This is a genomic window from Shewanella indica (genome assembly GCF_002836975.1).
Taxonomy (GTDB): domain Bacteria; phylum Pseudomonadota; class Gammaproteobacteria; order Enterobacterales; family Shewanellaceae; genus Shewanella; species Shewanella indica.
This window is the reverse complement of the sequence record NZ_NIJK01000044.1, coordinates 155,847-167,959: the sequence shown is the minus strand read 5'-3', so window position 1 is coordinate 167,959 and position 12,113 is coordinate 155,847. Positions and strand designations below refer to the sequence as shown.

Genomic DNA, 12,113 nt, shown 5'->3' with positions numbered 1-12,113 from the left:
AAGGAGCGGTAGTTCAGTTGGTTAGAATACCGGCCTGTCACGCCGGGGGTCGCGGGTTCGAGTCCCGTCCGCTCCGCCAACATTCATGAAGCCCAAGCTTATAAATAGCTTGGGCTTTTTGATTTTTACGCATTCAACTTCCTCATATCGCGGTTTGTGACTGTGACCAATCCGTGACCATTCGGTGACCCGAACCCAGTTTTGGCCGAGTGTCATTTCCTAACTGTTTGAGTAAATCTGCCTTGAAATTTGCCAAACCAAGACCGCTAAGTTCCATTTCTTACAAAGCTGCCGATGATCTCAAATTTTGTTTTGTGTGAGTAGGATACACAAAGGTCATGTGGTAAGTTCTCTTACAAATAAGTAAAGGAACTGCTTTGTGATGAAACGTAGACTCTTGCTGACTTGGTTGGGTAAGCATGATCTTGACGCAGAAGCCGAAGGGACGCTTGGTCCTATCGGCTCCATTCTTGTCGAGTCAGATGCTCCCTATGATGAGGTTAAAATTCTTACCAATAATTGGTTTGATAGGATTTCTGACTATCAGATTTGGCTGTCAAAAACACTGCGCAGCAACCGCCGATCAACCAAGATCATCATCGACACAGTTAAGATTAAAAGCCCTATTGATTACCCCAGCATTTATGCGATTGCAGAAAAAGAGCTAAGCCAGACAAGCCTCGACAGCGATTTGGTAACCTTAAACCTGTCATCAGGCACCCCGGCTATGGCTGCTGTGTGGGTACTGCTTGGTAAGGGTATCTACAACACCAAACTCGTTCAAACCTCTGTGCAGAACGGGCTGTCAGACGTTACTTTGCCCGTGAACATCGCCCTTGAAAGCCTTAAACGTCAGGATGAGGTATTAGGAGAACTTGCAAGCTCTGCTCCCGATTTTGATGGTCAATTTGCCCATATTCAGACCGGCTCAGAACCGATGCGCAATGCTGTTGAAATGGCGAAAAAACTCTCCCCCCGCAATTTGCCAGTGATTATTCAGGGCGAGTCAGGTACGGGTAAAGAAGTCTTCGCAGAGGCCATCCATAAGGCGTCTCCATGTACAGATAAGCCCTTCATCGCCGTTAACTGTGGAGCTATCCCTGAAACTCTGATTGATTCACACCTGTTTGGCCATAAAAAGGGTTCTTTCACCGGGGCAATGGAAGACCGAAAAGGGCTCTTTGAAGAGGCGAACGGTGGTACTCTGTTTCTCGATGAGATCGGTGAGCTGCCCCTTGATGCTCAGGCCAAACTGCTGCGCGCCTTGCAACAAAAGCAGATTACTTCTGTAGGTGAGAGCAAGCCAAAAACCGTTGATGTGCGTATCATTGCGGCCACTCACAGAGACTTGCTTGCTATGGTGGACGAGGGCAGTTTTCGAGAGGATTTGTTTTACCGACTGGCTGTGGGCGTGGTGCAATTGCCTCCCTTGCGTGAACGCCATGAAGATATACAAGACTTGCTGGCGGTGCTGATAGCGCGTCTGAACGATGAAGCCAAAGACCAGCCCGGTTATCAAAGTAAAAAAATTTCCAAAGACGCAATAGATTTTATAAAAATCCAGCCATGGCCGGGTAATATCCGGGAGCTATGGAACACCTTGCTGCGAGCCTCTATCTGGTCAGACAGTAATATGCTTACCGCAGAACATCTGCAACGAGCCATGATAAAACGTCGTGAAAGACCTGAGCAGCAGGTGCAATCAATCGATGTATCGGCTGGTATAGATATCAATCAAGTCATTGATAAAACAAAGCGTCACTGTATTCTTGAGGCATTAAAAATTACCGCTGGCCAAAAAAGCAAGGCTGCAAAATTGCTCGGGCTACCAAACCATCAAACGCTGACAAACTGGATGGATAAGCTAGGTATTGATGGTGATTGATGTGCGGCAACCCCTAAGTTGGCACGATATCTGATAAACAGGACGTTATTAAGGGCAAAACGGTATGCAGTCCATGAACTTTGAACACCTCAGGCAACAATGGCCGGCACTGGCCGAACTCGGCGGATTTGCGGAGACGTACGCCCATTCCGACCCGCAAAGTGCCCTGGTCAAGCTGCGCTGTTATGTTGAAAAACTGGTGGGCGTCATTTACAGCGAACTTAAATTGCCTGCGGAAGCCAATGCCACCTTCATGGACAGGTTGAATAACGGCAGTTTTACCGCCGTCGTGCCCAGGGTCATCCTCGACAAACTCCATGCTATCCGCATTCACGGCAATAAGGCCGCCCACGAAGGCAATGTTTCAGCAACCAATGCTGTTTGGCTGGTTCAGGAAGCCTACTATCTGGGCTGCTGGTTGTTTATCGCCCAGGGTGGCGGCAGCCGGGAGCAGTGCCCTGAGTTCCAGACACCCGAGCAACCTCAGGCAGCAACCGCCAAGTCGGAGCTGAAACAAAAAAATAAGGCGCAGCAGGAAAAACTCGCCGCTCAAACTGCCCAGCTTGAGACTGCCTTGAAGGAGCTTGAAGCCGCGCAGCAGGCCGAGCAGGAAGCCCAGCGTCAGGCGGCACAGTTTAAAGCGGCCATAGACCAATCCAAATTCCAGGATTTTATACTGGCAAGTACCAAGGCCGCCAGCACCCTTGATCTTAACGAAGCCGAGACCTGTCGTCGCCTTATCGACAGCGAACTGCGCCTCTCCGGCTGGGAGGTATCGCAAAATGGCAGCAATACCGAGCAGGTCAGTCTGGAGCATGAGGTCACAGGTCAGCCCACTGCCACAGGTATCGGATATTGCGACTATGTGCTGTGGGACGACAATGGCAAGCCGCTGGCGGTAGTCGAAGCCAAGCGTGCCCGTGAGAATCCGGAAAAGGGCCGCCAACAGGCCAAGCTCTATGCTGATGCCCTTGAAAAAGCCCATGGGCAAAGACCTGTCATCTTCTACACCAACGGCTACGATATCTGGATTTGGGATGATGTTCTCGACTCAGTGCCACGCAAGCTCTATGGCTACTACAGCAAAGACAGCCTGCAGTACCTCATCAGTCAGCGCAAACAGCGTCAGAACTTGAACACCACCCCGATAGATATCGCTATTGCTGGTCGGGATTATCAAATCGAATCCGTTACCCGTGTCAGCGAGCGTTTCAGTGAGGGGCATCGTAAAGCCCTGATTGTGCAGGCCACAGGTACGGGAAAGACCCGAGTCTCCATCGCACTGACCAAGCGGCTGCTCGATGCCGGATGGGCCAAGCGGGTACTCTTCCTGTGCGATCGTAAAGAGCTGCGCAAACAGGCCAAAAACGCCTACAGCGAATTCATTAAAGAACCGCTATATGTGGTTGGTCGCAGTAAAAAAGAGGATCAACACAATGCCCGTATCTATATCGCCACCTATCCGGGCATGATGGGCATTTATGAGCAGTTCGACGTAGGCTACTTTGACCTTATCATCGCCGATGAGTCCCACCGCTCGATTTACAACGTCTATGGCGACCTGTTCAAGTACTTCGATGCCCGGCAGGTTGGCCTTACCGCTACCCCGGTCGAAATGATAAGCCGCTCTACCTGCCGTCTGTTTGGTTGTGATTACAAACTGCCCACAGCCAGCTACCCACTGGAGCGCGCAGTGGACGAAGGCAATCTGGTCCCTTTCCGGGTGGTGACCCATACCACTCAGTTTCTGCGTGAAGGAATAAGGGGACATGCCCTCAGCGATGAGCAGATAGCGGAGCTTGAAGATCAGGGTATCGACCCCAATGAGCTTGATTTCAGTGCCTCAGACATAGACAAAGCCGTCTACAACAAAGACACCAACCGCGCTATCCTGCGTAACCTGATGGAAAAAGGCCTGCGGGATCTCGATGGTCAGCTGCCCGGCAAAAGCATTGTCTTTGCCCGCTCCATTCAGCACGCCGAATTGCTGGCAAGCCTGTTTGGCGAAATGTAACCTCAGCATGGCGGTAATTTCTGCCGCGTAATTCACTCTAAGTATGAGCGCGCCGAAGATCTTATCGACGATTTCAAAAAGACCGATGGCTCCAGAGATCAAATCACCATCGCCGTCTCCGTTGATATGCTCGACACCGGCATCGATGTGCCCGAGGTGGTTAACCTGGTGTTTGCCAAGCCGGTCAAATCCAAGGTCAAATTTTGGCAAATGGTGGGGCGCGGTACCCGTCTGTGTGAAGATCTATACGGCCCTGGCAAGCCCAAGAGCCATTTTTTAATTTTCGATCACTGGGGCAACTTCGATTATTTCGAGATGGACCCACCGGAAGACGAAGGCAGGCCCGATAAATCCTTGTGTGAAAAGCTGTTCGAGGCCCGCATCAACCTGGCAGAAACCGCACTTAAAAAGGCCGAGATGGAGGTGTTTAATCACGCGATCACCCTCATCAAGGCCGATATCGATGCGCTCGATGACCGCTGCATCGCGGTGCGCGACAACTGGCAGCTCAAGGCTCGCCTGAGCGACCCCAAACGGCTCAACAGCTTTGCCCCCTAGACCCGCCAACTGCTGCGCGCTGAGCTGGCGCCGCTGATGCAGTGGCGCGACATCAAGGGCGAGTCAGAAGCCATTTGCTGGGATCTGCAGCTTACCGAATTGCAGTACATTCAGCTTACCAAGCCGTCTGAGCTGGCTGTGGCCAAACAGCCGGTGATGACCAAAGTAGGCCGGTTGAAGATGGATCTCAATGCGGTGCGCGCCAAGGCCGATGCCATCAAAGCCATCCAGCAGGACAGCTTCTGGCAACATGTCAGCATAGCGGCATTGGAGCAGCAGCGCCTGGCGCTGCGTGGTATCATCCACCTGCGAGACAAAGACAGCACGCCGCCAACCGAAACCTTGCCGGTGCTGGATATTCGGGAAGATACCGCCGCATACCAGATAAACGACAGGCCGACCCATATTGTCACAGTGGACTATCAGATTTTCCGTCAGGAAGTGGAGCGTACCCTGTCGCCACTGTTTGCCACCGATCCCGTGCTGGCCAAAATCCGCAAGGGGCAACCGGTCAGCGACGCCGAGCTCACCCAGCTTAACGCCCTGGTGCATATTCAGAATCCCAATCTGGATCTGCGCACCCTCAAGGCGTTTTTCCCGGATTCGGGCGCGAGCCTCGACCAGCTGCTGCGAACCCTTATCGGCATGGATGAAAAGGGCGTCGAACAGGCCTTTACTGCGTTTGTGCAGCAGCACCATATCCATTTAAACAGCCGCCAGCTGCGGTTTATTGGTCTGCTGAAAAACCACCTGTGCAAGTTCGGCACTATCAGGGTGGCAGAGCTTTACGACCAGCCCTTTACCGGGGTGCACACCGATGGTCTCGATGGTGTGTTTACCGATCCGGCCCAGGCCGATGCGCTGGTGGCACTGATAAACAGATTCGGCGTGGAGCTGGGCACCCCTATAACGCGGGCCACTTCACCCATGTCAGCCTGAGCCACAGGCTACAACTTTGATAGGATTGGATACTGCGAATGAATGAGTTGCTGTGCCGCAAGTTGCGGCTAACCCATAAGAATGGTCAGGTGCTCTATCCCGTGCGGATAAAAAACAACGACACAGGCAAGCTGGCCTTTCGTCTCTCCAAAAAGGGCAATACCAAGGCCGAAGGCATAGAAGTCTCCGACGAACAGGACATGATCTTAAAAGTCACCACCCAGGGCTATAAGGTGCGTGCCCGCACCGAACAGCCGCCATCTCAGGGCGGAATAGCCGGGCTCTACGCACTGGACCAACGCTCGATTAGCCACTGGCAAAAAATTGAAACCAAAGAGAAAATTGCATGATCACCGGCGAACTGAAAAACAAAATCGATAAACTCTGGGAAGAATTCTGGACCGGCGGCATCGCCAATCCGCTCACCGTGATTGAGCAAATCACCTTCCTGATGTACGCGCGTCTCCTGGATATGAACGAGCGCCGTGACGAAAAGCGCGCCGAGCGTACCGGCCAGCCGTTCAAGCGCCGCTTCGGTGATTTCGATCAGGACATCCGCTGGGAGCAGTTCCGTCATCTGCCCGCCGAGCAGATGTTCAAGCTGGTGAAAGACGACGTCTTCCCCACTTTAAAGATCTGGCGGGTGAGGGCACCCTGTTTGCCGAGTTTATGAAAGACGCCCAGCTGATGATCCAAAAGCCAAGCCTTTTGGTCAAAGCGGTCAACATGATAAGCGAGCTGCCGCTCGACAGCAGCGACACCAAGGGCGATCTGTACGAGTATCTGCTCAGTAAGCTCACCACCGCCGGCATTAACGGCCAGTTCCGTACCCCGCGCCATATCATCCGCGCCATGGTGGAAATGCTCGACCCAGACGCCAGCCACCGCATCGCCGATCCGGCCTGCGGTACCGCAGGTTTCCTGTCGGTCAGTTACGAATACCTGCTGGAAAAATACAGCTCCCCCGAAGGGGTGATCCGCGAAACCGTCAGCAACGACAAAGGCGAGCCCGTCGAGCAAACCATTTTCCTTGGTGATTTGCTGCACGAGCACCGCAAGCATGTCGACACCGACATGTTCCACGGCTTCGATTTCGATGCCACCATGCTGCGTATCGCCGCCATGAACCTGGTGATGCATGGTGTCGCCGAGCCCGATATCCACTATCAGGACACCTTAAGCCAGCGTTTTGCTGAGCGCTTCCCGAAGGATGCCAGCGAAGGCTTCGACCTTATCCTCGCCAACCCGCCATTCAAGGGCAGCCTCGATGAAGAAGATGTCGACCCCAAACTGCTGCGGGTAGTCAAAACCAAAAAGACCGAACTTTTGTTTGTCGCCCTTATCCTGCGGATGCTCAAACTCGGCGGCCGCAGTGCCACCATAGTTCCCGACGGGGTGCTGTTTGGCTCCAGCAAGGCCCACCAGCAGCTGCGCCAGCATCTCTTGGACGACAACCAGCTCGACGCCGTCATCAGCCTGCCAAGCGGGGTGTTCAAACCCTACGCCGGCGTCTCCACCGCCATCCTGATTTTCACCAAGGGCAGCCCCGGCTGCGGCGGCAGCGATCAGGTCTGGTTCTATGACGTAGCGGCCGATGGCTTCTCACTCGACGACAAACGTCAGCCCATCGAGGCTAACGATCTGCCTGAGCTGGTCAAGGCCTTCAAGGCCCGCGACAAGGCCAGTGCGACCACGGATGCCAATGACCGCAGCAGCAAATCTTTCTGGGTCAGCCGCGACGAAATCGCCGCCAACAAGTACGACTTGTCCCTCAATCGCTATAAAGAGCAAAAGTACCAGGCTGAAGAGTACGATGCCCCCAAAGACATTCTGGCGCGGCTCAAGGCGCTGGAAGCGGAGATCCAGCGGGATCTGCAAGCGCTGGAGGAGATGCTGTGAGTGCTCCGCTCGTAAAATTAGAAAAGCTGACCACGATCCTTTCAGGTTTTGCTTTCAAGTCCGCAAATTTTAGCGAAACCGAAGGGCTGCCTTTAGCGCGTATCCGTGATGTGGTGCGCGGGCGATCTGAAACCTTTTACAAAGGCGACTACTCGGATGATTTCGTTATCAATGATGGCGATATGCTGATCGGGATGGACGGAGACTTTAACCGTGAAAAGTGGCAAGGCGGGAAAGCATTGCTGAATCAGCGGGTGTGCAAAATCACCGCTGATGGGGTCCAATTAGATCAGCAGTATCTGTATCATTTTCTTCCAGATGCTTTGCTCCGAATTCATGCAGAGACGCCTGCCGTTACGGTAAAACATCTTTCCGTGAAGAAAATTCGCGAGATTGAAATCCCCCTCCCGCCGTTGACCGAGCAAAAGCGCATCGCCGCCATCCTCGACAAGGCCGACGCCCTGCGCCGTAAACGCCAGCAAGCCATCGACCTCGCCGACCAGTTCCTGCGCAGCGTTTTCCTCGACATGTTCGGCGATCCCGTCACCAACCCAAAGGGCTTCCCTGTCCGCACTCTCAAAGAGTTCTATTGCGATCAAAAGCAAGGAACAAAGTGTGGCCCATTCGGCAGCGCGTTAAAGAAAGATGAGTATCAGAGTGATGGCGTTCCTGTTTGGAATATGGACAACATCTCTTTATCAGGAGAGTTCAAAGATTCACCATCACTTTGGGTCACACCTGAAAAATATGAGGAGCTGGAATCGTACAGTGTACTGTCCGGAGATGTAATTATATCGCGAGCTGGAACTGTTGGGAAAATGGGGGTTGTTCGAACTCGATACTCGCGGTCGCTGATCAGTACTAACTTAATTCGAGTTCGCTTCGGCCCTAGGTTGATGCCCGAATATTTTGTTGCATTGATGACGTACTGCAAAGGGCGCGTAGGAAGGCTTAAAGTTGGTACTGATGGTTCATTTACACACATGAATACTGGCATCCTCGATTCAATAGAGTTTCCGTATCCACCTTTAGAAGTACAAGAAGGATATCTAAAAGTAAGGGACCAAGTACTTGCTGGGCTAGCTTCTCAAGTAATTGCTAAGAATGAACTGGATGGTTTGTTCGCTTCAATGAGCCAGCAAGCCTTTAGCGGCAAGTTTTGAAGCACCGACTCATCGCCAGCAATACATAACAGCATTCACCAGCCACAGGGACGTGAACATGCCAGACAGCAGCGCCAACTCAGATAACAACCCCAAGTCGGCAGTGCCGCTGCGTTTTCATCCGCCCAGCTTTGCGGAAGGTGAGTGGCCGTGCGTAGCCGATAAGCTCGGCCGCAGCCGTGAAATTGAAAACCTCACCCCGGTGCTGCTGAATGCCGAGGCACCACTGGTGTTTGCCATCGATGCACCCTGGGGCGGCGGCAAGACCACTTTTATTCAGCTTTGGCAGCAGTTCCTGAAAAAGGAGGGCAAGGTCAGCCTCTACCTCAATGCCTGGGAAAGTGACTTTGCCGACGATCCGCTGCTGCCCATGTTATCTGTGCTGGATGACTGGCTAACTTCACAATCGAGTAAACCCGCGATAAAAGAGGCGTGGGATAAAGCCAAAGCCTGTGCCCCCGGGATTATCAAAGCAACTGCGGTCGCTGCCGCCAAAGCCGCCACCTTTGGCGCATTAGATCTTGATAAGGAATACGAAAAGCTCGCTGCCGATTTGACCGGCGAGGCTGTTGGTAGCTTGCTAGAAGCTTTAACGTGAAACAAAAATCGTTGGCCAAGTTCAAACAGCAGCTGTCGGTGGCGCTGGATGCCTTGCCTGATGATCAGGCTAACCTGATAGTCTTTGTCGATGAACTCGACCGCTGCAAACCCACCTATGCCATCGAAGTGCTGGAGCGTATCAAGCATTTGTTTGATATCGACCGCCTGGTGTTTGTGCTTGCCGTAAACCGCGATCAGCTCAGCAAGAGTATTCAGGGTGTCTATGGCCCAAGTTTCGATGGACTTAGTTACTTGAAACGCTTTATCGACCTCGACTACAGCTTGAGAACTCCAAACAGGAACGCGTATATACGGATGCGGCTGCAGCAGCAGGATTTACAGAATCGCTTTGCCAAACTCCATAATGGCAATAGAAACATCGATACTGTAGAGAGCATGTTGTTTTGGCTGTGCGAGCGTTTCGAGTACACCGTAAGGGACATAGACCAGTTAATCACCAGATTGCGTTTGATAGTCCGTTCAATACCTAGAGATGATTATTTAGATACTGTCGTACTGCTGTGCATGTTGATACTGCGCCAGGAGAAAAGCGCGCTATATCAACGATTTGTGCAGGATGTGATGTGCACCAATGAGGTAATCGAGTTCTTGTTGGGGGGCAACATTAAGACCACTCCCTTTCCCAAATCATTTGGCGTTATATGTGGTTGGCTTATCAAGTCGGGATACGATGAATATAAAAACACCGATTTGGAGCCATTGATCGCACCTTGGGAGCAATTGAGTGGTGAGTTTCCTGATGATGATCCCCGGCAAGCTGAATTGGCCAAGTTGATACGTTTATCAAGAAGCAATGATACATCGCGGGATTACTCAGATCTGCGCGGAACCGCATTTAACCGGATTGAGCTGGTATGTCAGATAGATATATCCGATTAGAAGCGCGTATTTGCTGAAAATGACTTCGCCGATGTTGCCAAAGGAATGACCATTCTGGGTAACGTGGCATCCGGCTGACGTGGATTTCTGTGACAGCTACCTTGAAATACCGTGGAGGTAAAGATGGAATTTGCTCCCAATAATATTGATTACTCGGGATCTGAGCAGTTTGAGCGGGACTGGAAACAAGCTTCAAAACAGATTTTTGAGCACGTTAGGCCACTGTTCGAGCCTTATGCAGGCAAGCTGCGCTGCTCGCCGGATCTCAAGGATAAAGCGGCATGGCTGAAGTTTGAGAACCCTCATCCCGAAGTGCACTTGCTGGCCGTTTGTTTCAGCCGGGTCTGCACCAATTCGGTGCTGGATATTCGCGTCTGGTTTCGACAGGAACAGCGCGGCGCTTACGACCTGTTATCTCAGGCCGAACCCTTTATCTTCAACGAAACCCCATTGATAAAATCGGTGGGAATGAATCCAAGGACGTCCTGGGCATCACAGCTTCGCGATAAAGACCTTGATGTGGTCGGCATTCAGTACGGGTACCGACAAGGGTACTTTGCCGACGAAACCAGCATAGCGGAAGGAATAGCGAGTTTACTCCAGGACTTTGCACAGTATCTTCTAAGGGTATTGGAAGGACAATGTGAGCAAACTGCTGTTCCGGACACGACCGAAGCTTTGGACGAGGCCGCGATAGTAGTTGAGGCTGGTGCAACAGCAAAAAGGTTACAGTGGATAGCGGATCGTCAGGGTCAGCCCGCGTTTCGGCAGAAATTACTTGAAGCCTATGAAGGGTGCTGTTGTCTGTCAGGAACTGCGGTTCCTGAGGCGCTGGAGGCGGCGCATATTATTCCCTTCAGTGAGCGCAGGGCTAACGACATCTGCAATGGTTTGCTACTGCGGGCTGATCTTCACACCCTGTTCGATTTAGGACTAATCAATATCTGTCCGGACACACGTACAGTAGAAGTAGCCGAAATGCTTCGAGAAACAGAATACGGCAAACTGGCAGGAAAACGATTACACGAACCTCTCTCACCAGATGCAAGGCCCTCAGCTGATGCCTTGAGGTGGCGCACTCGTCATATCTGGAACTCTGAAGGTATGTAGACGACTTACTTATCAGTAATGGCTGCAGTGGGATCTACCTTAGGTTGTTGTTTAAATTTCTATCGCTGTAAACAAACTTACAATAAGGTAAAAATCCCATAGATATTTAGATGAGCACTCTACGGCAAAAAGTTTAAGTGTATGAATTTAAATTGTTATTTATGTTGGCACTGAATCTGCTCTATCTCTGGCACAGGCAACCAGGAGGCAGAACGATGAGACATCAAACCGATTATTCCCCATCTTCAGGCATTGATTGCACAGCGGATGTTGAGCTGGCGGCACATGCCCGCAAGCGCATGGATCAGCGTGGCGTATCCGAGCAAGCGGTATTGCTTACCCTCAGGTACGGCCGAAAAATTCACTCACGCCGTACCGTGTTTCATGTGATTGGCCGTAAGGAGATTGCCCGCTATGGCAAGCAGGTGCCAGAGCTGCTTGCCCTGGATGGAGTTCAGGTGATCACCTCCCAGGGTGAGCATATGGTGGTGACTGTGTACAGGAATCACGATCTGCGCGGCATCCGTCCGACCAAGAGAAAGCACCGGCATCTGCATTGAACAGCAAATAGTTATGCTACGGCATGACTCATTTTCAGTGATTAGGGGCAGCATTTCTTGTGGGTTGAAATACCAGCAAACAATATTTTAATTTCAATAAATCATTGACTTAAGTCACAGCGCACAAGACATTATCAGGCGAAGATGTGTGAAGGGTTGGTCGCTGTGTCGACAGCTTCGCCGTTTCATTGAATGGATCAGGTCGAGAATATGGAAGTGATGTTCGATATCAAAAAGGCCAACAAGGCCGGCACCGATGGCTCTGAGCACTACATCGTAGAGTTCGATGACATGGCGCTGATGCAGCTGTTTGGTGCTGAATCCCAATATTGTCTGGTGACAGCTACCGCCGGCGAGGGCGTTGGTGCAGCCCCCTACACCACACTCAAATGTTTAATATCGCAAAGCGTCGCACAGACGCACGTTAAGCCTGCAAGCCAGGTTGCGTCACTTGCGTCAACACAATAGGAGCGTTACCTGCACAA

11 protein-coding genes, 1 tRNA gene and 1 pseudogene are annotated in these 12,113 nt (G+C 51.8%); all 13 read left to right on the top strand.

What is annotated here, in order from left to right; genetic code table 11:
• The first annotated feature begins 2 nt into the window (after nucleotides 1–2).
• The 13 genes and pseudogenes from CX650_RS15385 to CX650_RS15335 all read left to right on the top strand — a co-directional run bounded on the left by CX650_RS15385 (nucleotide 3) and on the right by CX650_RS15335 (nucleotide 12,096).
• Nucleotides 3–79, top strand: a tRNA-Asp gene (locus CX650_RS15385).
• A 303-nt stretch (nucleotides 80–382) separates the two neighbouring features.
• Complete coding sequence (locus CX650_RS15380; RefSeq protein ID WP_101096318.1) at nucleotides 383–1,885, top strand: sigma-54 interaction domain-containing protein; 1,503 nt, start codon at nucleotides 383–385, stop codon at nucleotides 1,883–1,885.
• A 64-nt stretch (nucleotides 1,886–1,949) separates the two neighbouring features.
• Complete coding sequence (locus CX650_RS20470) at nucleotides 1,950–3,899, top strand: DEAD/DEAH box helicase family protein (RefSeq protein WP_229800013.1); 1,950 nt, start codon at nucleotides 1,950–1,952, stop codon at nucleotides 3,897–3,899.
• 30 nt (nucleotides 3,900–3,929) lie between these two features.
• Nucleotides 3,930–4,457 (top strand): helicase-related protein, encoded by a 528-nt coding sequence (locus CX650_RS20465; protein ID WP_268248573.1) that lies wholly within the window; start codon nucleotides 3,930–3,932, stop codon nucleotides 4,455–4,457.
• A gap of 36 nt (nucleotides 4,458–4,493) precedes the next feature.
• On the top strand, nucleotides 4,494–5,396 hold the full coding sequence (locus CX650_RS20460) for a type I restriction-modification enzyme R subunit C-terminal domain-containing protein (RefSeq protein WP_229800011.1): 903 nt from the start codon (nucleotides 4,494–4,496) through the stop codon (nucleotides 5,394–5,396).
• Nucleotides 5,397–5,434: 38 nt separating this feature from the next.
• The gene (locus CX650_RS15370; protein WP_101096317.1) at nucleotides 5,435–5,746 is read left to right on the top strand and encodes a hypothetical protein; all 312 of its coding nucleotides are present in this window, start codon (nucleotides 5,435–5,437) and stop codon (nucleotides 5,744–5,746) included.
• Nucleotides 5,743–7,295, top strand: a pseudogene (locus CX650_RS15365) (type I restriction-modification system subunit M). Before CX650_RS15370 ends, CX650_RS15365 begins: the two are co-directional and overlap by 4 nt.
• The gene (locus CX650_RS15360) at nucleotides 7,292–8,458 is read left to right on the top strand and encodes a restriction endonuclease subunit S (RefSeq protein WP_101096315.1); all 1,167 of its coding nucleotides are present in this window, start codon (nucleotides 7,292–7,294) and stop codon (nucleotides 8,456–8,458) included. The pseudogene CX650_RS15365 and the gene CX650_RS15360 overlap by 4 nt, the downstream one beginning before the upstream one ends.
• A gap of 58 nt (nucleotides 8,459–8,516) precedes the next feature.
• A complete protein-coding gene (locus CX650_RS20570) occupies nucleotides 8,517–9,056 on the top strand; it encodes a P-loop NTPase fold protein (RefSeq protein WP_101096314.1) in 540 nt (179 codons plus the stop codon).
• The gene (locus tag CX650_RS20565; protein WP_101096313.1) at nucleotides 9,053–9,958 is read left to right on the top strand and encodes a KAP family P-loop NTPase fold protein; all 906 of its coding nucleotides are present in this window, start codon (nucleotides 9,053–9,055) and stop codon (nucleotides 9,956–9,958) included. The genes CX650_RS20570 and CX650_RS20565 overlap by 4 nt, the downstream gene beginning before the upstream one ends.
• 123 nt (nucleotides 9,959–10,081) lie before the next feature.
• The gene (locus CX650_RS15345; protein WP_101096311.1) at nucleotides 10,082–11,068 is read left to right on the top strand and encodes an HNH endonuclease; all 987 of its coding nucleotides are present in this window, start codon (nucleotides 10,082–10,084) and stop codon (nucleotides 11,066–11,068) included.
• 215 nt (nucleotides 11,069–11,283) lie between these two features.
• Nucleotides 11,284–11,628 carry a DUF4258 domain-containing protein gene (locus CX650_RS15340; RefSeq protein WP_157823040.1) on the top strand — a complete coding sequence of 115 codons (345 nt, stop codon included), beginning with the start codon at nucleotides 11,284–11,286 and terminating at the stop codon, nucleotides 11,626–11,628.
• Nucleotides 11,629–11,838: 210 nt separating this feature from the next.
• Entirely contained in the window at nucleotides 11,839–12,096 is a 258-nt protein-coding gene (locus tag CX650_RS15335) for a hypothetical protein (RefSeq protein WP_101096308.1), read from the top strand.
• Nucleotides 12,097–12,113 lie beyond the last annotated feature (17 nt).

Bases quoted from the DNA above. Each gene is read 5' to 3' on its own strand.
- CX650_RS15380 (WP_101096318.1), top strand. From the start codon at position 383: ATGAAACGTAGACTCTTGCTGACTTGGTTGGGTAAGCATGATCTTGAC.
- CX650_RS20470 (WP_229800013.1), top strand. From the start codon at position 1,950: ATGCAGTCCATGAACTTTGAACACCTCAGGCAACAATGGCCGGCACTG.
- CX650_RS20460 (WP_229800011.1), top strand. From the start codon at position 4,494: ATGCAGTGGCGCGACATCAAGGGCGAGTCAGAAGCCATTTGCTGGGAT.
- CX650_RS15370 (WP_101096317.1), top strand. From the start codon at position 5,435: ATGAATGAGTTGCTGTGCCGCAAGTTGCGGCTAACCCATAAGAATGGT.
- CX650_RS20570 (WP_101096314.1), top strand. From the start codon at position 8,517: ATGCCAGACAGCAGCGCCAACTCAGATAACAACCCCAAGTCGGCAGTG.
- CX650_RS15345 (WP_101096311.1), top strand. From the start codon at position 10,082: ATGGAATTTGCTCCCAATAATATTGATTACTCGGGATCTGAGCAGTTT.
- CX650_RS15340 (WP_157823040.1), top strand. From the start codon at position 11,284: ATGAGACATCAAACCGATTATTCCCCATCTTCAGGCATTGATTGCACA.
- CX650_RS15335 (WP_101096308.1), top strand. From the start codon at position 11,839: ATGGAAGTGATGTTCGATATCAAAAAGGCCAACAAGGCCGGCACCGAT.